Here is a 22,375-nt window from a genome sequence, read left to right on the forward strand (position 1 = left end):
GATGCCGCGGCGGGGACCGGCGACCGATCCCGAGCGATACCCTGGCCATTTGTTCTTCTGGCCCCGGAACGATCCCCCCTTCTGCCGCGCGGGGTCCAAGACTAAATTGGTCGAATCCATACCCTGGAGGTATCGACTTGGATCTCCGCCAGCTCCGCTACTTCGTCGCCGTGGCCCGCGAGCGGAACTTCACCCGGGCGGCGGAGACGCTGCGCATCGCCCAGCCGCCGCTGAGCCGGCAGATCAAGCAGCTGGAGGACGAGCTGGGCGTCACCCTGATCGAGCGCGGCAGCCGGCCGGTGCGGCTGACCGAAGGAGGCCGCCTGCTCTACGATCAGGCGGTGCGGGCGCTGGACCATATGGAGGAGATCCACGCGGTCATGCGCCGGCTGCGCGAGGCCGAGATCCCGCGCTTCAGCATCGGCTTCGTCGCCTCGACCCTGTACGGCAAGCTGCCGGAGGTGATCCGCCGCTACCGCGCCGCCCGGCCGCGGGTCGAGCTGACGCTCCTGGAGCTGACGACGCTGGAGCAGATCGCGGCGCTGAAGGAAGGGCGGATCGACGTCGGCTTCGGCCGCATCCCCTTCGACGATCCGCTGATCGAGCGGGTGCTGCTGCGCAACGAGAAGATCATCGTGGCGCTGCCCGAGACCCACCCGCTGCAGGACCATGGCGGGCCGCTGCGCCTCGACGACCTGGCCGACCAGCCGCTGATCCTCTATCCCAAGGCGCCGCGGCCGAGCTATGCCGACCAGGTGCTGGCGCTGTTCCGCGACCGCGGCCTGAAGCCCATGGTCGTGCACGAGGTGCGCGAGCTGCAGACGGCGCTGGGCCTGGTGGCGGCGGAGACCGGGATCTGCCTGGTGTCGGCGGGGGTTGGCCGGCTGCAGCGCGACGGCGTGATCTACCGGCCGCTCGACGAGGAGCGGGCGCTGACGCCGATCATCATGAGCCACCGCAAGGACGACCGTTCGCCCGAGATCGCCCTGGTCCTGAAGATCATCCGCGAGATGTACCGCAAGAGCGGCATCAGCTTCGGAGTCTGACCACCTGCGCCCATGCGCTCGGCTTGGCGAGCCCGCAGAGCAAGCAAGCCCTCGCCGGGCACGAGGGCTTGCAGGGGATGCTGGTTGCGCAAGCCCTTCAGCGCGCCATCAGGGCGGCCGACCAATCCAGCACCGCTCCTCGATCCAGGGAGGCGGCCTGCGGCTCTCCCTGGCTGCCGGCGAGATGACGGGCCAGGGCATTCCGAAGTGCCGAAGCGACCGGGCGCCGGTCGAGATCGCTTGCGAGGTCGATTGCGCTCATGACGAGTCGGCCGCGCCCGATCCGGCACTCCGCCAGAAGCGCGAGATCTCGATTCGAGTTCCAGTCGTCGATCACGCGGACGATCGGCGACAGGCCAAGCCCGCTGAGATCGAGCGCAGCGCGACCATGAACGAGCTCCCACCAATGCCAATCGGAAGCCCGGCCGCTCGGGAACGCGCTGAAGATCGGATGGCCTTGGTCAATCAGGAGGCCGAGCGTGTGCGGCGGCTGGCGGCGGGTCCAGAGCGTGTTCCAGAACACGGTCGTGAAGCCGAGGATGCTGTCCTGCCGGATCGCCTTCGGATCGGGTGACCAGACGATGGTCTCCCCCGCCTCGATCCGGCGGAGGACCGCCTCGTCCAGATCCGCCACGATCTCGAGCGGTGCCGCGCCGCTGGCCTTGTCGAAAACCCAGTAGCCCCAGCGGTTGCGGTATCCGGTCCCGGCAAGCTCGAGCAGGAGCTCGTAACGGCCCTGGGCCAGGGCGCCGGTTTCGATCACGAGATCGCCGATCCGATGGAGGTCGCCCGTGGCGAGTCTTCGAGCCCGGATCTCGCCTCGGTCGGCGACCTTGCCGGAGTCACCGACCAGCGACCAGCGCAGCACCGCATCCTCGATATCCGCCGGCCCGAACTGCGCGATCTCGACCGCCGCCCCGATCGGCTCGCCCCGTGTCACGACGAAGCGCTCGCTCCTGACCAGCGGCACCACGGGCGCACAGAACTCTCGGAACGCCTCGGGTGAGACATAGGGCTTCTCGTCCCAGAAGGCGTCGACGACGCCGACCAGCGCCGTGCCCTGGCCGGGGAAATCCTGCAGGCCGAGCAACTGGATGCCGGCGAAATCCCGGGTCCGCAGCGCGCTCTCGATATCCTCCTTGTAGAGCTTCGTCTGCAGGCTGCCGCTCGCCATCAGGAAATCCCGCGCGAGGTCGAGCCTGCCCTTCGCGGCGAGGTCGTCGCGGACCCGGATGAAATTCCGTGCCTCGACCACGCCCCGATACTTCTCGATCTCATCGAGGTTCGGGAAGACGCACCACTGGCCCATCTCATGCGTCACGAGCGGCATGTCGACCGCGTCGCGGTAGGTGCTCCAGTCGGTCATCGTCTCCAGCGCCTGCGCGTTGAGCCGCCCGGCGAGCCCCTCGCCCCAGCGCTGCGATCGCGGCTCGGGCTTCGAGGCATAGTCGGCCTCGGCGATCGTCGGCCAGCCGGAACAGCCGGTGTAGAGCCGACGCGGATCCGCTTCGGTCCAGTGCGCGACCCAGCGCGACAGGAAGGCGTGCAGTCCCGGTCCGTGCGGCTCGTTGCCCACCGCCATCATCACGAAGGATGGGTGGTTGCCATAGGCGCGGACGATCCGTTCGGATTCCTCGTGGATGAAGCGGTCGAGATTGGGGTCGGAGCCGAGCACGGCCCAGACCGGCGTCTCGACATGGAGCAGCACGCCCATCTCGTCCGCCGCGACGAAGGCGGCTTCGGGTGGGCAGTAGGAGTGGAAGCGCACATGGTTGAGACCATAGGCCTGCACGGTCGAATAGACCTTCCGCCAGCCGTCGACGTCGCAGGGCGGGTAGCCCGTGAGCGGGAAGATGCAGCAATCGAGCGTGCCGCGCAGGAAGACCGCCCGGCCGTTCAGGCGCAGGTGCCGCCCGTCACGGGTGAAGGAACGGATGCCGAAATCCGTCTGGTTCCGGTCGACCGGAACGCCGCTGCGCGACCATTCGACATCGAGCCGGTGAACGACCGGTGAGAATTCGTCCCAGAGGCCCGCCGCCTCCGGCAGATCGACATCGATCGAGACCGGCGTGAAGCCGCTGCGGATCGTGACCGCCCGCTCGATGACGAGCGGCTCCGTGACGCCGGCGAGGCGGAATCGCAGGACCAGCCGGTCCTCGGCATCGCGAGTCCAGAAGGTCGGGTAGTGAATGTCGGTGTCGAACCCGTCGAGTTCGATGTCGATCCGCGCCCGGCGGGTCGGAGCATGGATGGCGACGCGGCTGATCGCGCCGGCCGAGGCTTCGATCCGCAGCGAACCGACGACGCCGTTCCAGTTGGTCTGGGTGTGATCCGTGTTGGAATGGGCGACATTCTCCATGCCCGCATGGGTGATCGCCTCGCCGACGGCCTCGACCCGCTCATTGTCGATCATCAGGACGAGGCGATGCGGGCCGGCCGCGAGCTTCCCGAGCAGGAAGCGATGCTCCGTCGACAGGCTGCGGTCGCGGCCGATCTTCACGCCGTCGAGCCAGACCGTCACCTCGCCATGCGGCCGCTCCAGCACCAGCTGGTGATAGAGCCCCGCCGCCTCCGTCGCGACCTCGAAGGACCGGCCGTACCAGGCGCGGCCGACATAGGGGTGGCGGCGCGAGAGATGCGCCATGGTGCCGTCCGGGTTGGCCGGCGCCTTCCGCGCCTCGTCGACGCTGCCGGGAAGCGCGATCGTGTCATCGAGATCGCGGCCGAACCACGCCTCCTTCAGGCCGCGATGGTCGGGATCGAGCGCGAACGACCAGGTCCCGGCGAGAGATGTCGCGAACAGCATTGTCACTCCGGATGATCATGAAAGAGGAACCGGGCCAGTGGTGCGTGGCGCGAGGCGCCCGCGCGCAGACCGTCCCATGCCCTGGCCTCAGAGACCGTTTGGAAATGCGCTGGTGTGAGTCGGCTGGCGGTGGTTTCGAGAACCGGAGCGCAGCGCACATTGGTGCGTGAGCACCGGAAGCTTCGAGTCCGCCGTCAGACGGCCGCACCAGTAGCATTTACGAATGGTCTCTACATTTTCGCCTTGATCTCGGCCTCCGCCTGCGCCAGCGCCTCGTCGACCGGCTTGCCGCTGGTCACCACGGCGTTCACCGCCGTCTCCACCGCCAGATAGGCGATGGAATCGAGCGGGTTGGTGGTCTGCGGCACCATCTCGGCCTGGACCTTGGCGAAGATCTCGTTGGTGTTCTGGCCCGCGTAATAGGGGTCCTGGAAATTGATCCAGGCCGCCTTTCCGGCCGATATGTAGGCCGGGTAGAGATCACCTTTCTCATATTGCAGCTTCAGGCTGGTGTCGTTCATGGCGATCCATTTGACGAGCGCCCAGGCCGCCTCCTTGTTCTCACTGGTCTCGAGGATGCCCAGGAAGTCGCCGCCCCAGTTGAAGGCCGAGACGCCGTTCTCCGCCGGCGCCGGCACCACGCCCCATTTGCCGGCATCGCCCGGCGCATAGGCGCTCTTCAAGAGCCCGCCGAACCAGTTGCCGATGACGACGGTCGCGATCTGCCCGCGGGCGAAGGCGCCCTGCCACTCCGGCGTCCACATGCCGAAGGGCGAGATCAGCCCGGCGTCGCGCGCCTTCACCACCAGCTCGAACGCCTCCTTGAAGACGGGACCGTTCACCAGCAGCTTGCCGTCCTTGTCGAAATAGGAGACGCCGCGCTGCGCGATGTAGGCGCGGACCAACTCGTTGCCCGTCCCCACCATCCAGCGTTCGTTCGGCTTCGCGATCTTCTTGCCCGCCTCAATGAAGGCGTTCCAGTCCTTCAGCGTCGTAGCGAGCGCCTGGGGATCGCCGGGCAGGCCCGCCGCCTCGAACAGATCGCGCCGGTAGAACAGCGCGCCCGGCCCCGTGTGCTTCGGCAGCGCGAAGATGCGGCCCGTTGCCGGATCCTCGATCTTCGACCAGGCGAAGGGCGCGAAATCGGCCTTGAGCGCCCCGGCGTTGAAGGGCGGCTTCGAGAGATCGGCGAATTGCTGCTTCTCGCTCAGCTGCGCGACATTGTTGATCTCGACCATCGCGACATCCGGGCCGGTGCCGGCGAGGAGCGCCGAGAGCAGCTTGTTCAGATAGGCGTTCTTGCCGGAGGGGAAACCCTGGATCCGGACCTTGATGTTCGGATAGGCCTTGTTGAATTCCGGCAGCAGCGACGACAATGTCCGGTCGTTGTGCGGCCAGGTCCAAAGGCTGACGGTGCCCGAAATCCCCGTGTTCGGCGTCTCCTGTGCCGCCGCAGTCCCCAGGCTTGCGGCGAGGCCGAGCACCGTCGCCGCCATGACATTCCAGTATTTCTTCATGTCGGGTCCTCCCTTCGATCGCTCATGACTTCACGGCGCCGCCGGTCAGGCCGCTGATGAACTGCCGGCTCAGGAAGCCGAAGAGCATGAAAACCGGCACGAGGCCAATCAAGGTGGCGAGCATCACGGCCGGAAGGTCGGCGAAATAGGTCGAGTTCAGCGAGGTGAGCGCGAGCGGCACCGTGAACTTCGCCTGATCGGTCAGGATGACGAGCGGCAGCTGGAAATCGTTCCAGGTGCTGATCAGCGTCCAGACGCCGAGCGCGGCGAGGCCGGGCCTGATGATCGGCAGCACGATCCGGAAGAAGGCCGAGAAGGCGCCGGCGCCATCGACCTCCGATGCCTCGTAGAGCTCGTGCGGCACGGTGCCGGAGATGTAGGTGTACATCCAGATCACGCCGAAACCCGAGGCGAGCGCCGGCACGATCAACGGCCAGAAGGTGTCGAGCCACCCGAACCAGTTCATCTCGAGGAAGAACGGGACCAGCGCCAGCGACGGCGGAAAGAACAGCGTCGCGAAAGCCAGCAGCAGCAGCGGCCCGTGGCCTCTCGCGCGCCGATAGCGGGCGAAGCCGTAGCCGGCGAGGGCGCTGACCAGGACAAGGCCAATCGTCTTCGGCACGGCGACGATCAGGCTGTTCACCAGCGGCGCCAGCGGCTCGTAGACCGCCTGGATGCGGGCGAAATTATCGAGGAGGGCATCACCGAAGAAGACCGGCGGCGGGAACTGGAACACCTCCTCCAGCCGCCGCGTCGCCATCACCGCGGTCCAGTAGAGCGGCAGGATGAAGACCAGGGAGAACAGGCCGAGGCCGATCGTGATCAGGATGTTGGCGCGCCGCTCGCGCCTGGCGAAGAAGCCGGCCATCACGCCGTCCCCGCGGTCATCCGCCCGAGCAGGCGGTGATAGACGACCGTCAGCAGCGTGATCACAGCGAAGATGTACCAGGAGACCGCCGCACCGAGCCCGAAATCGAAATTGGTGAAAGCGGTCGCGTAGAGATACATGCCGAGCGTCGTCGAGGCATTGTCGGTGCCGCCCGTGCCCGCGGTGAGCACATAGGGCTCGTCGAAGATCTGCAGCCCGCCCAGGGTGGCGTTCGTGATCGAGAAGCCGAGCGTCGGCAGCATCAACGGCGCCGTCACCCGCAGGAAGACCTGCATCCGGCTGGCGCCGTCGATCCGCGCCGCCTCGGTGAGATCGCGCGAGATCGACTGCAGCCCCGACAGGAAGATCAGGAAATGCCAGCCGGTCCAGCGCCAGACGACGAGGAGGATGACGAGCGGCTTGATCCAGGTCTCCGAGCCGAGCCAGTCGAAATAGAAGGGCTCGCCCGTCACAGCGCCGACCAGCGTGTTCACGATGCCGCCATTCGACGAGAACATCACGCGGAGAATGATCGCCGAGATCGCGGGCGCGACCAGGAGCGGGAACAGGAACACGACGCGGAAATACTGCCGCCCGACGACCACGAATTCGTTGACCAGGACGGCGAGGCCGAAGGCCAGCGCCACCGTCGCCGTCGATGAGGCGATCCAGACGACGAAGGTGTTCCAGATCGCCTGGCGGAACACCGGATCGGCGAGGGCACGCAGATAATTGTCGAGGCCGACGAATTTCGGCGTGCCGAAGCCATCCCAGCGGTTGAAGCCGAGATAGAGCGAGAACAGGACCGGGAAGAGGCTGAAGACGGTGAAAATGGCGAAGAACGGCGCCACGGTCGCATAGAAGGCGCGATCCCGACGGGACCGGCGTCCGGGTGACGGAACCGCTGAGGCGCTGCCAAGCCGCATCCCTCCCTGCCTCCTTTTATCAGACTGTTTCCTATTAAACATCCGATATTTGATCGAGGGTCAAGCCCCTTATCGGGACTTTCGAGAGAGGCATAACTCTCGGAATATGCGGATAAACCAGCATAGACCCGGGCTTCCGTCGCCGACTTGACGTTCGCGCTCCGCACATCATAACATGAATAAATCAGACAAGAAGGAGAGCCCGGTGAAGATCACCGCCATCCGGACACGTATCGTCAACGCCGAGATGCGGAACTGGGTCTTCGTGAAGGTGGAGACCGACCAGCCGGGCCTCCATGGCTGGGGCGAAGCGACGCTCGAATGGAAGACCCGGGCGGTGGTCGGCGCGATCGACGATCTCGCGCCGCTGATCATCGGCCGCGACCCGCGCGACATCGAGCAGGCGGTGCGCGCCATGAAGAAGCAGTCCTTCTGGCGGCTGGGCGCCGTGGCGATGACGGCGATCTCCGGCATCGAGATCGCGCTTTGGGACATCCTCGGCAAGGCGCTCGGCGTGCCGGTCTGGCGCCTGCTCGGCGGCAAGGTGCGCGACAAGGTCGGGGTCTACACGCATCTCGGCCTCGGCGACATGCGCGCCGTCTATGAGACGCTGGAGGCCGACCCGCTGGTCGAGCGTGCCCGCGCCGTGGTGGAAAGCGGCTATCGCGCCTTCAAGGCCGTGTTCATCCCCTACACGCATTTCCATGCGCCGCTGCCCGAGATCGACAAGGTGGCGCGCCTGATGGACGCGCTCCGGTCCGCCGTCGGGCCGGAGGTCGAGATCATGGTCGACTTCCACGGCCGTCCGGCATCGGTCGGCGCGGCGCTCGCCTATATCGACGCGCTCGTGCCCGGCCGGCCGATGTTCGTCGAGGAACCGCTACCGCCCGGCGACACGGCAGGGCTGACGGCCATCGCCGCCCGGACATCCGTGCCGGTCGCGACGGGCGAGCGCCTGGTCGAACGGACCGAGTTCACCGACCTCGTCACCAGCCGGGCGGTCAGCGTGATCCAGCCCGACATCTGCCATTGCGGCGGCCTCCTGGAAGCGAAGAAGATCGCGGCGATCGCCGATACGTTCGGCATCGGTGTCGCGCCGCACAATCCGCTGGGGCCGATCGCCGGCGTCGCCGCGCTGCATTTCGCCGTGTCGACGCCCAATCATGTCGTCCAGGAGGAGATGGTCGGCGCCGTGCCCTGGTATTTTGACGTCGCGAAGGGTCCGATCCGGATGATCGACGGCTTCTGGCAGGTGCCGGACGCGCCGGGCCTGGGGGTCGAGGTCGACGAAGCCGAATGCGCACGCCATCCTTTCGCGCAGGAGGTCATCCATACGCAGCACGCCGTCCTCGCCGACGGCACCATCGTGGATTGGTGATATGGCGGAGCGGCTCAAGGACAAGGTTGCGATCGTCACCGGCGCCGGCCGCGGCATCGGCGCGGCCATCGCCGAGCGCTTCGCCGCCGAAGGCGCTGCCGTGGTCATTGCCGAACGCGATGCCGAAACAGGTGCGGCCGTGGCGGACAAGCTTCGCGGCGCCGGCAGCAAGGCCCTCTTCGTCGAGACCGACGTGACCGGCGAAGCCTCGGTCGAGGGCGCAGCCCGGAGAGCGCTCTCCGCCTTCGGCCGGGTCGACATCCTCGTCAACAACGCCGGCATCAACGTCTTCCACCCCCCGCACGAGACCAGCGACGAGGAATGGCGGCGCTGCTTCGCGGTCGACCTCGACGGCGTCTGGCGCATGACGAAGGCGGTGCTGCCCGTCATGCGGGCCGCGCGGTCGGGCGCGATCGTGAACATCGCGTCCTCCCACGCCTTCACCATCATCCCCGGCAGCTTTCCCTATCCGGTCGCCAAGCACGGCCTCCTGGGCCTCACCCGGGCCCTCGGCGTCGAGTATGCGCCGGAGGGGCTGCGCGTGAACGCGATCGCGCCCGGCTACATCGAGACCCAGCTTGCGATCGACCATTGGAACACGTTTCCCGACCCGGAGGCCGAGCGCCGGCGCGTCTGCGAGCTGCATCCGCCGAAGCGGATCGGCAAGCCGGAGGAGGTCGCGATGACCGCGGTCTTCCTCGCCTCCGACGAAGCGCCCTTCATCAACGCCGCCTGCATCGTCATCGATGGCGGCCGATCGGTACTCTATCATGAGTGACACCGCACCCACCGCCGAGGGGAAAGGGCGGGTGCTCTCCAAGCCGCGCATCCACGGCCAGGTGGTGCGCGCGATCGCGACCCGCATCCTATCGGGCGAGTTCAAGCCGGGTTCGCTCCTGCCCTCCGAGAGCGAGCTTTGCGAAACCCTGAAGATCAGCCGGAGCGCGCTGCGCGAGGCGATCCGCGTCCTCTCCGCCAAGGGACTTGTCAGCACGCGTCCCCGGGTGGGCACCCTCGTACGCGATCTCGAGGATTGGAGCCTGCTCGACCCGGACATGCTGGAATGGTCGATGGCCAGCGCGCCGAGCCCGGAATTCGTCCGCAGCCTGCTCGAGGCCCGTCGGGTGATCGAGCCTGCCGCAGCCCGCCTCGCCGCAGCCCGCGCTTCGGCCATGGATGTCGCGGAGCTGGAGGCCGCTTATGAGCGCATGGAGAGGGCAATGCCGGACGACATCGTCGCCTTCAACGAGGCCGATATCGCCTTCCATCGCGGCCTTCTGCGGGCGAGCCACAATCTGGTCTTCCAGCAGATGTGGACGACGATCAGCGCCGCGCTCGGCTATTCCTTCCGCATCTCGACGGGACAGGCCCGCTCCCCGGCTCACTCGCTCCCCTATCACCGCGACGTGGTCGAACGCGTCCGGCTTCGCGATCCCGAAGGCGCCCATTCCTCGATGTCCCGCCTTCTCGATATCGCCGCCATTGATCTCGCCCTCTTTATCGGCGACTGAGGCCATCGCCGGACAGCCCAGCATGGATGGCCGCCCATAGCTCGCGTTCGATCCTTGTCAACGTAGACGGGAGGCGCCTGGCGCCTCCCTTAAATCAGCGCCTTAACGGAGATAAACATCCAGTCCGACATATTGATTTCCGGCAATATTCGGATAGGTGCAATCGATGCCGTTGCTGCTCCCGCAATGGCCCTGAGTGTTACCGCTCACGTAAAAAGTTGTCCCCCAACCGTTGAAGTTTGTCCAGCGCGCGTGTTCGAAAATTACAACACCTCGATCGCTCACAGACCATTGAATCTTCTTGGGATTGTCGGTGCAGTTTGAGAATGCGTTATTGCTATCCTCAATATTCATTCCATGATATCCGTTAGGTCCTATGGAGAAGAATTTGTCTCCTACATTCTTCATGCAACTGGAGTCATTTTGGGTAACATAGATAGTGTGATTTGAAAAATTATGGAAAGTGATTTCATAATTCGCAGATCTATTTTTTGGATCGGCTTTTTCAGCGGTTTCCTTGCGAATTGCTTGTGGCCCGGGCTGCGTCATTTCACTCATGCCGACGCCCGTCTCAGTCGTTTGATTTGGAGCGGCGCAAGCGGTCAACGCAGAGGCAATCAGCAGTCCAAACCCAGTGAAGATGTATTTTTCCGGGTTCATTTTATACTTCTCCTTAAGTCAAATCATGGTGAACATGGAACGAGGTCAACAAGGAGGCTTTTTATGTAATTTTAATCTCGCTTAGCCACGAGACGCTTTGGCGGATTTAAGATGCGTTAATAATCACAGAAATGCAAATAATCCTATGCGGGAAATCCTGTCAACGGCGCTGATCTGCGATACCGTACATCCCCGGATCGCCCAGGCTTGGCCGTTTCCAACCAGCCCGAGCGGCCCGAGGGTACCTGCAAGCGGACATGAAGGACGGCCCCTGAAAGCCGACGTCACGCGATCGGGCAGATAGGAGATTTACAGCCTGTAGAACCGCTCGGCATTGTCATGAGACAGGCGCCGGCGCTCCTTCCGCGAGAAACCGGACGTGATCTGCTTGAAGGCGTCGAAGATCGCGTCGTAGCTGCTGAACAGCTTGTCGACCGGGAAGTTGCTGGCAATCCCCGGCGTGCTGAAGTTCCTGTGGGCGCCGCCGGTCGACCGGCTGCGACCCGTCACCCGGTCGCACCGGGCCGGCTGGATCGTGCGGTGCTGGCGCTGCTGCTGATCCGCCCGGCGACCTGCTCGGCTTCATTCCGATCGCCTTCGCCATCGCCATGCTGATCTCGACCCAGGACATCGCCACCGACGGCTATGCCACCCCGGCGGTTCGGCGGCAGCCTCGGCCTGCTGCTCTACCACCGGCTTGGCTGGTCCGGCATGGCGCTGGGCATGGCCGGGCTGTGCCTGCTGCCGCTAATGGCCGTGCCGGGGATGCGGGAGGACCTGCATGGCGGCGGCGAGATCCGGCCAGCGGCACGACCCCGCCCGCGGATCACCGCCTTCCTGCAACGGCCGGAGGCGCGGCGCATCCTGTGGGTCGCTCTGCTGTTCCGGGCCGGCGAGGGGCTGGTGAAGCCGATGGAGGCGCCGTATCTGGTCGACGCCCGGGTCAGGCTCGACTCCATCGCCCTGCTGGCCGGCGCGTCGGCGGCCATCGCCGGCGTGGCCGGGACGGTGCTGCTGGCCTGGCTGCTGCAGCGCCGCCGCGCTGCCGTCGCCCTCGGTCTGATCGTCACGCTGCGGGTGCTGGCCTGCCTGGTTTTCGCGCTGCATGCCGCCGGCCTGCTGCCCGGGCTGCCGCTGCTGTTCGGCGCCGCGGCGCTGCAGACGCTGATCCGGTATTCCGAGCTGGTGGTGCTGTACAGCCTGTTCATGGCCGTCGCCTCGCCCGCCCAGCCGGGCACCGACTTCACCATCCTGGCCTGCGCCCAGTACGCAGCCTATCTGTTGGGGTCGGTGCTGTCGGGAACGCTGGCCGACGGCTTCGGCTATGCTTGGCTGTTCAGCCTCGGCACCGCGATCTCCGTGGTCGCGCTCGTCGGGTCGCAGGTCCTCGTCCGCGACCAGGACCAGGCAGCACCCCGCGTGACGTGACAGTACGAACGACCCTGTAGCCGGAGGTCGGACTGAATAGCGCCATGAGCAGTCGGCGCGATGGCGGCTCCGAACCGGACGTCGCCCCAATCCGCAGGATTAGGCTTTTTCGCTGAAGAGAAAGGTCACTTGACTATGGTGGTCAGGGGCTTGTCATCGCTATTGACCACGATTACCGCAAGAAGTTTGGCAGGGTCTGACGTGCTGGCATTGCGGCTGACACGGTGAATCGAGCCGGGATCCTCGGCAAAGCTTTCACCGGCGTGATAGACCCGCTTCTGGCCGTCATCCACCTGTGTCTCGATCGCCCCGGATACGACATAGGCATAGATAAAGGCGGACTTTGCATGCGCGTAGGATGGGGATGCTCCGCCCGGGGCGTAGTCGATGACGACGGCGATCAACGACTTGCCGGGGATGTTGGGGATGGGGTGATCGAAGTTCGGCGTAATGGTTTCGCCAATGCCCTGGGCCATGACAGGCAACGTCATCGTGATCGCAACGGCGGTGATGATGACAGATCGAATGTTCATGACCATGCCTCCCCATCAGAGCGTCCAATATTAGATTTGCTTCGAGTTGAAAGAAAGGGCCTGGCAAGAATACTTCAGCGGGTATCTTGATTGAGTGAATGGGCCGTCAATCACTCATCATATGGACGAGGCCGTGACGCGCCTCGCCCGAAGGGCCGGGCGGCCGCCGATCACAACCATCTTCACGGCTCACGCTCCATCGACTGTCGCCGGGGATGGGACCGTCGCCATGACTGTCAGGTCGATCGCCGCGAGCGCTTTGTCCCGCGCCGATGCAGCCTGGTCTCCGACGAGAAACGCGGTGGCCTGCACGGGCACGAATTGCAGGGTCTTCAGCCCGGCGCTGCCCAGCACCACCGACAGGTACGGCGTGAGAAAATCGGGCTGGTTGGCGCGCTCGCCGGCAAAGACGCCGCCGGAAGCGATGCCGATGAACACGGGGCGATCGCGCAGCATTCCCACCTTCCCGGCCGGCGTCGACCTGAAGGTGCGGCCGGCGCGCAGGATCTGGTCGATCCACGCCTTGAGGACGGATGGAACGGTGAGGTTGTGCATGGGCGTGCCGATCACGATCACATCGGCCGCCTCGACTTCCGCGATCAACGCCTCGGCGCGAACCAGCGAGCCCTCCACCGGCGCCGCCAGCGTGGCCGGGGACGACAGCGTGTTCGCGTAGTCGGCCGTGGCGTGCGGCAGGGGGTCGGCGCCGAGGTCCCGCCGGCTGATGGTCGTGGCGGGCGCAACCTCGAGGAGCTTTTCGACGATTGCCGCCGAAAGCCGGCGGCTGTGGGAGTCCCGACGCGGGCTGCAATCGATATGAAGGATGTTCATGCGGGTTTCCCCATGGCTTCAGACCCGTCCTGGGCAGCGCGATGGTCCTGGTGAACATTTCGAGGGCCGCTTGTGTCGGCAGGTGCAGCGCGCAGTCGTCGCTCGCTATGACTGTGGCTCGTCACCGGCCCGGCCAATATCTGACATTCAGCCGCGCGGCTTCGGCGGGCGCTTCATTGTCAGAAGCTCCGTCACATCATGCAGATCGTCCGCGGACGAGATCGCGACTGTCAGGAATTTCCCGTCCGGGAATGTCCGGGCTTCGTCGTAAAGCTGGACCAGCTGCGGGCGCCAGGCATGACGCCGCTCCTCGAACGTCTCTCGCTCTGCTCTTCCCAAGACCACCACGACGGAAAACCGCCTGTATTCCGGCAGGAAGGTGCAGAATGCCCTTGTCTTCTTATAGCGCAGGGACCAGCCGCGCTTCTTGCCGCCATAGAGCCATTCCGGTGCGAAAACACCAGGGTAGAATTCCTCGATCCAGTTCTGCAGGTCGGTCCAATGCTTGAACGCGCCCGGCCCGATCCAGTCACGAAGAATGATGTCATCGGGCGGCGCTGACTTGCCGGTGATGCTATCACCGATCTGGAGGCATTGTTCCATGCCGCTTTCTCTCCACCACAATTCCATCCCGGACGGTTCGTAAGACTGGACAGCCCATGCCCGATGCCTCTTTCGCGCAAAATTGGGAGACTGCCGCGGATCTCAGCGAGGTATTGGCGCCTTCGCGGAAAGGCTGTCAAAACCGAAATCCGACCCGTGGATTTGCGGACACGGAGTCTGGACTTCCGGCATGTTCTTCCCGCAACCGCCGGCGGGACCATGTCCCCACGACCTGGCGCAAGACCGAAGGCGACGGAGTCCCCACGAGGCCAGTGGATGTCCGGAGGCTATGGTCGCCCTTCGCGCTTCACCGACGGCGCCCCCCCGGGCACGGGTGCGCCATATGCGTCATCGAGGCGGCACCTCAACACCGGACATCACCCGAGCCAGCAGGATGTAGTCCTTTTCAATCAGCCCGGGCCTCACGACGTGCCCAAAACCGGCCGTCGCAGCCGGCACTACGAACCAGATCTGGTCCGATTCGACCCAAAGCCGCCGACGACAGCAACCCGTTGAACCGCCCGCTAGGAAGCTACCTTCGGCGTGGTCCGAGAGCGAGCTTGCGGACTCTCGAATTATCGATATCATTATCAATATCGATAATTCGAGTCAGGGATGCAGATGCTCGCCATCGCGCAGGACGGCATGCGGCCCGGCAAGAGCGCCGAGGTCTTCGACGGCCTCAAGCGCATGATCATGCTGGGCGAGGTCGCGCCCGGCATCGCCCTGCTCGAGCTGGAGCTGGCGCAGCGCTTCCAGTGCAGCCAGGGCACGGTGCGTGAGGCTCTGCTGGCGCTGCAGGAGGAGGGGCTGGTGCACCGCCTGCCGCACAAGGGCACGCGGGTCGCCGACTGCACCGAGGACGAGGCGGTCGAGATGTTCCGGCTGCGCCACGGCATCGAGACCCGCGGCATCGCCCGCGCCCTGCGGCGCCCCGACCCTGCCCTGCTGCCGGACCTGACCGTCCTGATCGAGGGCATGGAGGCCAAGGCCCAGGCTGGCGACGAATACGGCCAGACCGAGCTGGACCGCGCCTTCCACCGGCGCCTGTTCCGGACGGCCGGCCTGCCGGCGGTGGAGCCGCTGCTGCACCGCTGCATCCTGCACAACCACCGCTTCAAGATCACCCGCAGTGGCGAGCGGCGCGACCTGACGGCCACGGCCAAGCGCCACTGGATCATCGTCGAGGCGCTGGCGGCGCGCGACGAGGCCGCGGCGGTCGCCGCCATCGGCCATCACATCGAGACCATCGTCGATGTCGGCCCGTCGATCTTCGGCGCCGCACCCGAAGGACCCAAGGCATGACCGGCTTCGACCCGAACGACGCCCCGAATCCCGAGATGGCGGCCATCATGGCGCGGCTGGCCACCGAAGACGGGCACCTGCCGGATCCGATGACGCTGCCGGCCGCCGCGGGCCGGGCGCAGGCCGAGGCGGGCAACCGGCGCTGGAACCAGGACCTGCTGCCGATGGAGACGGTGGAGCTGACGCTGCCCGGCGGCATCGCCCCTCGCCCGGCCCGGCTGTTCCGGCCGTCCTCGGCGCGCGGCGCGATCCTCTATATCCATGGCGGCGGCTGGGCCTTCTGCAGCCTCGGCACCCATGACCGCGCGATGCGCTTCCTGGCCGAGGCGACGGGCATGGCGGTGATCGGCATCGACTACCGCCTGGCGCCGGAACACCCCTACCCCGCCGGCCTGGACGACACCGTCGCGGCGTGGCGCGCCCTGCCGGCGGTGCTGGCGCAGCACGGGATCGCCGGTCCGATCGGCGTCTCGGGCGATTCCGCCGGCGCCAACCTGGCGCTGGCGCTGACGCTGCGGGAACAGGAAGCCGGCCGGACGCTGCCGGGGTTCGGCCTGCTGTTCTACGGCGTCTATGCCGTCGACCACGACACCGACTCCCACCGGCGCTTCGGCCCCGGCGGCTACGGGCTGACCACCGCCAAGATGATCCGCTACCGGGACTGGTACGTGCCCGACCCCACCGCCTGGGGAGAACCTCAGGTCTCGCCGCTGATGGCGGAGGACGCGGCGCTGCGGGCGCTGCCGCCGCTCTTTCTCAACGCCGCCGGGCTCGACCCGCTGCTCAGCGACACGCTGGCGCTCGGCGACAGGCTGCGGGCGCTGGGGCGGGCCGATCCGGTGCGAGTCCATCGCGGCGTCATCCACGGCTTCATGCAGATGACGAGCGCGCTCGAGGAGGCCCGGACGGCCTTCATGGAGGCCGGGGCCTGGGCCCGCCGCCTCAACCAAAACGCATAACGAAAAACAGAGGAGGAAACGTCGTGACCAAGATGCGAGGGGCGGCCCTGGCCGCGCTGCTGGTGCTGGCCGCGGGGACGGCGCGGGCCGAGAGCACGGTCCGCTTCTGGTACCATTTCGACAATCCGGACAATCCGGTGGCGAGCCTGGTCGCCAGGTTCGAGGCGGCCCATCCGGGGATCAAGGTCGAGGCCGAGAACATCCCCTGGAACAGCTACTACGACAACCTCTACACCGCAATCGCCGGCAGCAACGCGCCGGATGCGGCGATGGTTAAGCTGTTCGCCCAGCCGCGGCTGGTGGAGATGGGGGCGCTGGAGCCGCTGGACGACCGCATCGCCGGCTGGGACGGCAAGGCCGACCTGCAGGACGACCTGCTGAAGATCAACGGCGGCCCGGACGGGCACCAGTATTACCTGCCGGTGCAGTACGTCGTCTCCTACCTCTACTACCGCACCGACCTGTTCGCCGAGGCCGGGCTGCAGCCGCCGAAGACCTGCGAGGATTTTGCCAAGGCGGCCAAGGCGCTGACCCGCGACACCAATGGCGACGGCCAGCCGGACATCTGGGGCTTCGGCTTCCGCGGCGGCAAGGGCGGCTACGACCATTGGGGGCCCTTCGTGCTGTCGGCCGGCGCCAGGTTCGAGAAGGGCGGGCTGACCAGCCAGCAGGTGATCGCGGCCAACACCTGGCTGGTCGATCTCTACCGCAACCAGAAGCTGTTCCCGCCCTCGGCCCCGAATGACGGGTTCCAGGAGATCATCGCCGCCTTCCAGCAGGGCCGCACGGCGATGACGATCCACCATATCGGCTCCTCCGCCGGCATGGTGAAGGCGCTGGGCGACAAGGTCTCGGCCGTGCCGGTGCCGGAATGCAACGGCGGCCGCTGGACCTCCTATGGCGACGAATCCCTGGCCGTGCTGTCCTCGGCCGAGGACAAGGACGCCGCCTGGAAGTGGATCGCCTTCCTGGCCAGCGGCGACGCCAATGTCGAGTTCAACAAGGCGACCGGCCAGCTGCCGGTGACCAAGAGCGGCGCGGCCAACTGGACGCTGCATGAGAAGCGCTTCGTCGACGCCACGGTGCAATCCCTGCCCTTCGCCCACAGCCTGCCGGCCGTCTCGCAGACCGCGGATTTCGTCAACACGGTGTGGCCGGCGGCGATGCAGCGGGCCCTGACCGGCGAGATCACACCGGAACAGATGATGCGGGAGATCGAGCAGCTCTACGCCCCATGAAGTCCGTCTCGATGACCCTGGCAACGGCGCAGAAGGCCGCGGCCCGCGGCAACCCGCGGACCCGGATCCTGCCCTATGTGCTGCTGAGCCCGGCGGTGCTGGTCACGCTCTTGATCGTGTTCCTGCCGATGCTGCAGGCGGTGGTGCTGAGCCTGCACGACTTCGTGCTGTTCCGGCCGAACCAGATGCCCTTCGCGGGCCTCGGCAACTTCGCCAAGGCGCTGGCCGACCCGGTGTTCTGGACCTCGCTGCAGCACACCGCGATCTGGGTCGGGGTGACCATCCCGGCCCAGCTTCTGCTCGGCCTCGTCACGGCGCTGCTGCTGAACCAGCGCTTCTGGTGGCGGCCGCTGGCGCGGGCCGTGGTCATCATCCCCTGGGCCCTGCCCAGCGTCGTCATCGCCCTGATGTGGCGCTGGATCTACGACCCCAATGCCGGGGTGCTGAACGACGTGCTGGTGCGGCTCGGCATGCTGCAGGGCGCCTTCCCCTGGCTGGCCGATCCCGGCACCTCGCTCTATGCCATCATCCTGACCCTGACCTGGCAGGGCTTCCCGTTCTTCGCGGTGATGATCCTGGCAGGTCTCCAGGCGGTGCCGCGCGACCTGTACGAGGCCGCGGCGATCGACGGCGCCACGCCCTGGCAGCAGTTCTGGCGCATCACCCTGCCCTCGATCGCCGGGGTGATCGCCACCGCGGCGCTGCTGCGGCTGATCTGGGTCGCCAACTCGATTGACGTCATCTTCGTCATGACCGGCGGCGGCCCCGGCTATGCCACCCACACCCTGCCGCTCTACGCCTTCATCAAGGCCAGGACCAATCTCGACTTCGGCTACGGCTCGGCGCTGGCGGTGATCTTCACCCTGCTGCTCGCCGGCTTCGTCCTGGTCTATCTGCGGCGCACCACGAGGGCGATGGACTGATGGTCACCCGCAGCTCCCTTTGGCACCGCATCGCCCTGATCCACCTGCCGATGCTGCTGATCGCGGTCTTCGCGCTCGGCCCCTATCTGTGGATGGCGCTGACCTCGCTGACCCCGCCGGACGACATCGTCGGCCGCGGCGTCGCCGTCGACCCGTCGGCCTGGACCGGCGCCAGCTACGAGCGGCTGTTCGGCCGCACCAGCTTCCTGCTGAACATGGGCCACAGCCTGATCGTGGCGCTGGGCACGGTCGCGGTCGGGCTGACGCTGAGCGTCACCGCCGCCTACGCCTTCTCGCGCTTCCGCTTCGCCGGGCGCCGGCTGCTGATGGTCCAGTTCCTGGTCATCAACATGTTCCCGGTGGTGCTCTTGATCCTGCCGCTGTTCGTGCTGATGCGGCGGCTCGGCCTGCTCGACACCCATATCGCGCTGATCATCGCCAATGCCACCGTCGCCATCCCCTTCGCCATCTGGATGATGACCAGCTACATCGACGCCATCCCGAAGAGCCTCGACGAGGCGGCGATGACCGACGGCTGCTCCCGCCTCGGCGCGCTGTGGCGGGTGATCCTGCCGCTGTGCGGCCCCGGGCTGGTGGCGACCGGCATCTACATCTTCATCACCGCCTGGAACGAATATCTCTACGCCCTGACGCTGGGCGGCCGCAGCGTCCGCACCATGACCGTGGCGATCCAGACCCTGATCGGCGAGTACCAGATCGAATGGGGCCTGCTGACCGCCGGCGGCGTGGTCGGCGCCCTGCCCGCCACCATCCTGTTCCTCCTCGTCCAGAAACGCCTGATCGGCGGCCTGACCCAAGGCGCCGTGAAGGGATGACAGACCCTCGACCGAAAGTGATTCCGACAATGCCGAACCCGATCGGCCTGATCTCCATGCAGGTCGCGCGCCCCTTCACCGCCGAACATTTCGGCTGGTTCGAGCGGATCCGCGCCATGGGCTACGACTTCATCGAGCTCCTGGTGCCCGAGCCCGGCGAGCTGGACCTCGCCGAGACCCGCCGGGCGCTGGAAGGGGCCGGCCTGGCCGTCGTCCTCGCCGCCCGGGTCAACCTGCAGCGCAACCTGACCGGCGACGATGCCGGCGCGCGAGAGGCCGGGATCGACTATCTGCGCACTGCCGTGGACTGTGCCGAAAAGCTCGGCGCCCGCATCGTCGGCGGGCCGCTCTACGGCAACCCGCTGGTCTTCGCCGGCCGGCCGCCGGCGCCGGTGCCGGAGGATCTGCGCCTGCGCCGCCAGGACTGGTGCGTCGACGGGCTGCGCCGGGCCGCCGACGCCGCGCGCGACCACGGGGTGACGCTGGCGGTCGAGCCGCTGAACCGGTTCGAGACCGACATCCTGTGCACCACGCGCCAGGGGCTGGAGCTGATCGACCGGGTCGGCCGGCCGGAGGTGCGGCTGATGCTCGACACCTTCCACATGCATATGGAGGAGGCGGACATCGCCGAGGCCATCCGCCTGGCCGGCGACCGCTTCGTCCATTTCCAGGCCAATGAGAACCATCGCGGCTTCGTCGGCACCGGCGCGACCGACTGGGTGGCGGTGGCGCGGGCCTTGGCCGATGTCGGCTATGAGGGGCCGATCTCGGTCGAGCCGTTCCGCCGCGACGACGACCGCTTCGGCGTGCCGATCGCGCAATGGCGGCCGCCGCATGAGGACGAGACCGCGAAGCTGACGCACAGCCTGGCCCTGCTGCGCGGCGCGCTGGCGATGGGAGGGCACCGGCGATGACGCTGAAGATCGGCTGGATCGGTTGCGGCACCCATGCGAGCCAGATGCTGCTGCCGCAGCTGACGCGCCACGACGTCGAGCTGGCAGCGCTGTGCGACGTCGACGGCGCCAACCTGGCCCGCGCCGCCCGCCAGTTCGGCGTGCGCGCGGCCTATGCCGACCATCGCGACCTGCTGGCCCATCCCGGGCTGGATGCGGTCGGCATGGCGGTCGGGCCAGCGGCGCATCACGCCATCGGCCTCGCGGCTTTGGCCAAAGGGCTGCCGGTGTTCATGGAGAAGCCGCCCGGCGGCAATCTGGAACAGGCGGAGGAGCTGCTGGCGGCATCGGAGCGCGCCGGCAAGCCGCTGGTCGTCGGCTTCATGAAGCGCTGGTCGATCGGCAACCGCATCGCCGGCAATATCGTGCGCGGCGGCGAGTTCGGCCCGGTGCTGGGCTTCTATGGCTCCTACATGACGGCGCCGACCTATTTCCGCGGCGCGGTCGACTACAGCGGCTTCTTCCTGCACCACTGCATCCACTACATGGACCTGCCGGCCTTCCTGGCGGCCTCGCCGATCCGCGAGCTGACCGCGCGCAAGGTCGAGAACGGGCCGGGGCGCCTCTTGATGCACATCGCGCTGGGCTTCGACAGCGGCGCCCTCGGCACCATCGTGATGGGCACTGTGCAGTCGCGCGGCACGCCGATGGAGTTCGTCCAGATCATGGGCGACCACCGCCGGCTGGAGGTGCGCAACGTCATCGACGTGACCTACTACCGCGACCCGCCCTTCAAGACCCAGGATCTCGGCGCCACCCTATCCGACACCCAGGACGCGCTGACCTGGTCACCCAACTTCACCGCCGCCGCCAATGAGGATGTGAAGGGCTATCACGCCCTGCTGGAGGTGACGCTGAAAGCCTTCCGCGGCGAGGCGGCCGACGCCCCCACCATCCGCGATGGCGTCACGGCGATGCGGCATCTGGAGGCGCTGCGCCGCCAAGTTGGAGGATAGAGCCCCACGCCAAGCCATTGAAAAGGCTTGGCGAGAACCGTGGCAGATGAAGGTGAGAACTACGTCTTCGCCATAGCGCTATGATCGGGAGCGACTGTTCCCGAGATTGCTCGCGCCAACGCTCGTCTGCGCGCGGCGGCGCTATCCGCGACCGGCATATGCGTTTCGCCCATGATGGCACGAGGCAGCCCTCGTTTTTGGGAGATCGGCCGACGCAGGTTCAAATCGGGGAAAGGATACCACCGATACCCATACAAGCTGGTTGGAGTGCCCCCTAGAATGAGACAGAGAAAATAGGGACAGTTCTCTGAGAAGGAGAACCGATGTCCAAGCGTGAGAGCCGGAGCTTCAGCCGGGTGTTCAAGCTGGAGGCGGTGCGTCGGATCGAGGCCGGGGAGAACGTCAGCGCCCCGACCGCGTCTGCCGGATAGTGCGGCATCTCCGAGGATGCCGCCATCATCACCTACTGGTTGTTAGTCCTGCCCCTATCGTAGCTTTGAATAAATTCGCGCAGCAGACTCTCGACAACCTCCGCTGAGGTCCGCTGCGGCAAAAAGGTTACCTTGCCTTCGGCAAACCTCAACGAGAATTTCTCACCCCGCTGCTCTGCAAGGAAATCATCGAAACTGTCCACCATCTCTTCATCATAGCAATCCACCACTTCACCATGCTCCGGCGTCAAATAGAATTCTATCTTATTAGATATCGTCATTGCCCCTTCCTCAAAAGAAGGTCAAACTCATCAGGAGTAGGTGCACGCTTGTACCTTTACTGCCGGGCAATGCATCATTGGAAGGCACCTTTTGAAGTGTACCGGGCGGCGCGTCTGGGTGCGTGTTTGGAACAAATTCCTTGACCCGAGTCGGAGAGATATCAATCACTGATCCGTCGGGCCGAGTTATCCTAACACCATTCTCACCGCCTCGCGTTGTGCGCCAAACCGCCGCTCTCCAGGGTCGTGTCCCAGGGAGTGGTGTAGGGACGGCTCCGGCGGCCGGGATGGGTGGTCATCGGCGATTTCCCGTTAGGGTCGGGTTTGCGAGAACCAACCTGATCGGAGGACCACCGATGACCGACGAGATGATGAGCCTGCGGACG

22 protein-coding genes are annotated in these 22,375 nt (G+C 66.2%); 12 read left to right on the forward strand and 10 right to left on the reverse strand.

The window, feature by feature from the left end:
* Positions 1–137: 137 nt before the first annotated feature.
* A complete protein-coding gene (locus BWR60_RS24365; RefSeq protein ID WP_088153825.1) occupies positions 138–1,046 on the forward strand; it encodes a LysR family transcriptional regulator in 909 nt (302 codons plus the stop codon).
* Between the two features lie 97 nt (positions 1,047–1,143).
* Here the strand turns inward: BWR60_RS24365 and BWR60_RS24370 are convergent, their stop codons facing one another.
* The 4 genes from BWR60_RS24370 to BWR60_RS24385 all read right to left on the reverse strand — a co-directional run bounded on the left by BWR60_RS24370 (position 1,144) and on the right by BWR60_RS24385 (position 7,088).
* On the reverse strand, positions 1,144–3,852 hold the full coding sequence (locus BWR60_RS24370) for a sugar-binding domain-containing protein (protein ID WP_088153827.1): 2,709 nt from the start codon (positions 3,850–3,852) through the stop codon (positions 1,144–1,146).
* A gap of 230 nt (positions 3,853–4,082) precedes the next feature.
* The gene (locus BWR60_RS24375; RefSeq protein ID WP_088153829.1) at positions 4,083–5,369 is read right to left on the reverse strand and encodes an ABC transporter substrate-binding protein; all 1,287 of its coding nucleotides are present in this window, start codon (positions 5,367–5,369) and stop codon (positions 4,083–4,085) included.
* 22 nt (positions 5,370–5,391) lie between these two features.
* Positions 5,392–6,237: a carbohydrate ABC transporter permease gene (locus BWR60_RS24380; protein WP_088153831.1), complete on the reverse strand. Its 846-nt coding sequence runs from the start codon at positions 6,235–6,237 to the stop codon at positions 5,392–5,394.
* The gene (locus tag BWR60_RS24385; RefSeq protein ID WP_218823653.1) at positions 6,237–7,088 is read right to left on the reverse strand and encodes a carbohydrate ABC transporter permease; all 852 of its coding nucleotides are present in this window, start codon (positions 7,086–7,088) and stop codon (positions 6,237–6,239) included. Before BWR60_RS24385 ends, BWR60_RS24380 begins: the two co-directional genes overlap by 1 nt.
* Before the next feature lie 280 nt (positions 7,089–7,368).
* On the opposite strand from BWR60_RS24385, the gene dgoD reads away from it, so the two are divergent.
* The 3 genes from dgoD to BWR60_RS36515 are packed head-to-tail and all read left to right on the forward strand — an operon-like array spanning position 7,369 to position 10,052.
* Positions 7,369–8,541, forward strand: coding sequence for a galactonate dehydratase (gene dgoD, locus BWR60_RS24390; protein WP_088153835.1), 1,173 nt, complete (start codon positions 7,369–7,371; stop codon positions 8,539–8,541).
* 1 nt (position 8,542) lies between these two features.
* Positions 8,543–9,319, forward strand: a complete 777-nt coding sequence (locus tag BWR60_RS24395) for an SDR family oxidoreductase (protein ID WP_088153837.1) — start codon at positions 8,543–8,545, stop codon at positions 9,317–9,319.
* Positions 9,312–10,052 (forward strand): FadR/GntR family transcriptional regulator, encoded by a 741-nt coding sequence (locus BWR60_RS36515; protein ID WP_179221933.1) that lies wholly within the window; start codon positions 9,312–9,314, stop codon positions 10,050–10,052. The genes BWR60_RS24395 and BWR60_RS36515 overlap by 8 nt, the downstream gene beginning before the upstream one ends.
* 102 nt (positions 10,053–10,154) lie before the next feature.
* On the opposite strand, the gene BWR60_RS36520 is transcribed toward BWR60_RS36515, so the two are convergent.
* Both BWR60_RS36520 and BWR60_RS24410 read right to left on the reverse strand, forming a co-directional pair.
* Positions 10,155–10,712 carry a hypothetical protein gene (locus BWR60_RS36520; RefSeq protein ID WP_144445736.1) on the reverse strand — a complete coding sequence of 186 codons (558 nt, stop codon included), beginning with the start codon at positions 10,710–10,712 and terminating at the stop codon, positions 10,155–10,157.
* Between the two features lie 309 nt (positions 10,713–11,021).
* Positions 11,022–11,222 carry an amidohydrolase family protein gene (locus BWR60_RS24410; protein ID WP_144445737.1) on the reverse strand — a complete coding sequence of 67 codons (201 nt, stop codon included), beginning with the start codon at positions 11,220–11,222 and terminating at the stop codon, positions 11,022–11,024.
* A 135-nt stretch (positions 11,223–11,357) separates the two neighbouring features.
* Here BWR60_RS24410 and BWR60_RS24415 point away from each other — a divergent pair, with 135 nt between their 5' ends.
* Positions 11,358–12,140 (forward strand): hypothetical protein, encoded by a 783-nt coding sequence (locus BWR60_RS24415; protein WP_088153839.1) that lies wholly within the window; start codon positions 11,358–11,360, stop codon positions 12,138–12,140.
* A 125-nt stretch (positions 12,141–12,265) separates the two neighbouring features.
* Here the strand turns inward: BWR60_RS24415 and BWR60_RS24420 are convergent, their stop codons facing one another.
* From BWR60_RS24420 to BWR60_RS24430, 3 genes are all read right to left on the reverse strand, one after another.
* Positions 12,266–12,673: a cupin domain-containing protein gene (locus BWR60_RS24420; RefSeq protein WP_088153863.1), complete on the reverse strand. Its 408-nt coding sequence runs from the start codon at positions 12,671–12,673 to the stop codon at positions 12,266–12,268.
* Positions 12,674–12,862: 189 nt separating this feature from the next.
* Positions 12,863–13,504: an FMN-dependent NADH-azoreductase gene (locus BWR60_RS24425; RefSeq protein WP_088153841.1), complete on the reverse strand. Its 642-nt coding sequence runs from the start codon at positions 13,502–13,504 to the stop codon at positions 12,863–12,865.
* Between the two features lie 147 nt (positions 13,505–13,651).
* Positions 13,652–14,107 carry a DUF3788 domain-containing protein gene (locus BWR60_RS24430; protein ID WP_088153843.1) on the reverse strand — a complete coding sequence of 152 codons (456 nt, stop codon included), beginning with the start codon at positions 14,105–14,107 and terminating at the stop codon, positions 13,652–13,654.
* A gap of 615 nt (positions 14,108–14,722) precedes the next feature.
* On the opposite strand from BWR60_RS24430, the gene BWR60_RS24435 reads away from it, so the two are divergent.
* Genes BWR60_RS24435 through BWR60_RS24465 form a run of 7 tightly spaced genes read left to right on the forward strand, consistent with a single transcriptional unit; the run spans position 14,723 to position 21,277 of the window.
* Complete coding sequence (locus tag BWR60_RS24435) at positions 14,723–15,412, forward strand: GntR family transcriptional regulator (RefSeq protein ID WP_088153845.1); 690 nt, start codon at positions 14,723–14,725, stop codon at positions 15,410–15,412.
* Positions 15,409–16,371 (forward strand): alpha/beta hydrolase, encoded by a 963-nt coding sequence (locus tag BWR60_RS24440; protein ID WP_088153847.1) that lies wholly within the window; start codon positions 15,409–15,411, stop codon positions 16,369–16,371. The genes BWR60_RS24435 and BWR60_RS24440 overlap by 4 nt, the downstream gene beginning before the upstream one ends.
* Before the next feature lie 32 nt (positions 16,372–16,403).
* Positions 16,404–17,609, forward strand: a complete 1,206-nt coding sequence (locus BWR60_RS24445) for an ABC transporter substrate-binding protein (RefSeq protein ID WP_088153865.1) — start codon at positions 16,404–16,406, stop codon at positions 17,607–17,609.
* Positions 17,606–18,532: a carbohydrate ABC transporter permease gene (locus tag BWR60_RS24450; protein WP_088153849.1), complete on the forward strand. Its 927-nt coding sequence runs from the start codon at positions 17,606–17,608 to the stop codon at positions 18,530–18,532. The genes BWR60_RS24445 and BWR60_RS24450 overlap by 4 nt, the downstream gene beginning before the upstream one ends.
* Positions 18,532–19,368, forward strand: a complete 837-nt coding sequence (locus BWR60_RS24455) for a carbohydrate ABC transporter permease (RefSeq protein ID WP_088153851.1) — start codon at positions 18,532–18,534, stop codon at positions 19,366–19,368. Before BWR60_RS24450 ends, BWR60_RS24455 begins: the two co-directional genes overlap by 1 nt.
* A 29-nt stretch (positions 19,369–19,397) precedes the next feature.
* Entirely contained in the window at positions 19,398–20,282 is an 885-nt protein-coding gene (locus BWR60_RS24460; protein WP_088153853.1) for a sugar phosphate isomerase/epimerase family protein, read from the forward strand.
* The gene (locus BWR60_RS24465) at positions 20,279–21,277 is read left to right on the forward strand and encodes a Gfo/Idh/MocA family protein (protein WP_088153855.1); all 999 of its coding nucleotides are present in this window, start codon (positions 20,279–20,281) and stop codon (positions 21,275–21,277) included. Before BWR60_RS24460 ends, BWR60_RS24465 begins: the two co-directional genes overlap by 4 nt.
* A 463-nt stretch (positions 21,278–21,740) precedes the next feature.
* Here BWR60_RS24465 and BWR60_RS24470 read toward each other — a convergent pair whose 3' ends face one another.
* Positions 21,741–21,989, reverse strand: coding sequence for a hypothetical protein (locus tag BWR60_RS24470; RefSeq protein WP_088153857.1), 249 nt, complete (start codon positions 21,987–21,989; stop codon positions 21,741–21,743).
* Between the last annotated feature and the right edge of the window lie 386 nt (positions 21,990–22,375).

Source organism: Inquilinus limosus (assembly GCF_002195995.1).
In the GTDB taxonomy this organism is placed as follows: Bacteria; Pseudomonadota; Alphaproteobacteria; order DSM-16000; family Inquilinaceae; genus Inquilinus; species Inquilinus limosus_C.

Excerpts from the sequence above, each read along its gene's own strand:
- BWR60_RS24370 (WP_088153827.1), bottom strand. The coding sequence starts at position 3,852 with ATGCTGTTCGCGACATCTCTCGCCGGGACCTGGTCGTTCGCGCTCGAT.
- BWR60_RS24375 (WP_088153829.1), bottom strand. The coding sequence starts at position 5,369 with ATGAAGAAATACTGGAATGTCATGGCGGCGACGGTGCTCGGCCTCGCC.
- BWR60_RS24380 (WP_088153831.1), bottom strand. The coding sequence starts at position 6,237 with ATGGCCGGCTTCTTCGCCAGGCGCGAGCGGCGCGCCAACATCCTGATC.
- BWR60_RS24395 (WP_088153837.1), top strand. The coding sequence starts at position 8,543 with ATGGCGGAGCGGCTCAAGGACAAGGTTGCGATCGTCACCGGCGCCGGC.
- BWR60_RS36515 (WP_179221933.1), top strand. The coding sequence starts at position 9,312 with ATGAGTGACACCGCACCCACCGCCGAGGGGAAAGGGCGGGTGCTCTCC.
- BWR60_RS36520 (WP_144445736.1), bottom strand. The coding sequence starts at position 10,712 with ATGAACCCGGAAAAATACATCTTCACTGGGTTTGGACTGCTGATTGCC.
- BWR60_RS24415 (WP_088153839.1), top strand. The coding sequence starts at position 11,358 with ATGCCACCCCGGCGGTTCGGCGGCAGCCTCGGCCTGCTGCTCTACCAC.
- BWR60_RS24420 (WP_088153863.1), bottom strand. The coding sequence starts at position 12,673 with ATGAACATTCGATCTGTCATCATCACCGCCGTTGCGATCACGATGACG.
- BWR60_RS24425 (WP_088153841.1), bottom strand. The coding sequence starts at position 13,504 with ATGAACATCCTTCATATCGATTGCAGCCCGCGTCGGGACTCCCACAGC.
- BWR60_RS24430 (WP_088153843.1), bottom strand. The coding sequence starts at position 14,107 with ATGGAACAATGCCTCCAGATCGGTGATAGCATCACCGGCAAGTCAGCG.
- BWR60_RS24435 (WP_088153845.1), top strand. The coding sequence starts at position 14,723 with ATGCAGATGCTCGCCATCGCGCAGGACGGCATGCGGCCCGGCAAGAGC.
- BWR60_RS24440 (WP_088153847.1), top strand. The coding sequence starts at position 15,409 with ATGACCGGCTTCGACCCGAACGACGCCCCGAATCCCGAGATGGCGGCC.
- BWR60_RS24445 (WP_088153865.1), top strand. The coding sequence starts at position 16,404 with ATGCGAGGGGCGGCCCTGGCCGCGCTGCTGGTGCTGGCCGCGGGGACG.
- BWR60_RS24450 (WP_088153849.1), top strand. The coding sequence starts at position 17,606 with ATGAAGTCCGTCTCGATGACCCTGGCAACGGCGCAGAAGGCCGCGGCC.
- BWR60_RS24455 (WP_088153851.1), top strand. The coding sequence starts at position 18,532 with ATGGTCACCCGCAGCTCCCTTTGGCACCGCATCGCCCTGATCCACCTG.
- BWR60_RS24460 (WP_088153853.1), top strand. The coding sequence starts at position 19,398 with ATGCCGAACCCGATCGGCCTGATCTCCATGCAGGTCGCGCGCCCCTTC.
- BWR60_RS24465 (WP_088153855.1), top strand. The coding sequence starts at position 20,279 with ATGACGCTGAAGATCGGCTGGATCGGTTGCGGCACCCATGCGAGCCAG.
- BWR60_RS24470 (WP_088153857.1), bottom strand. The coding sequence starts at position 21,989 with ATGACGATATCTAATAAGATAGAATTCTATTTGACGCCGGAGCATGGT.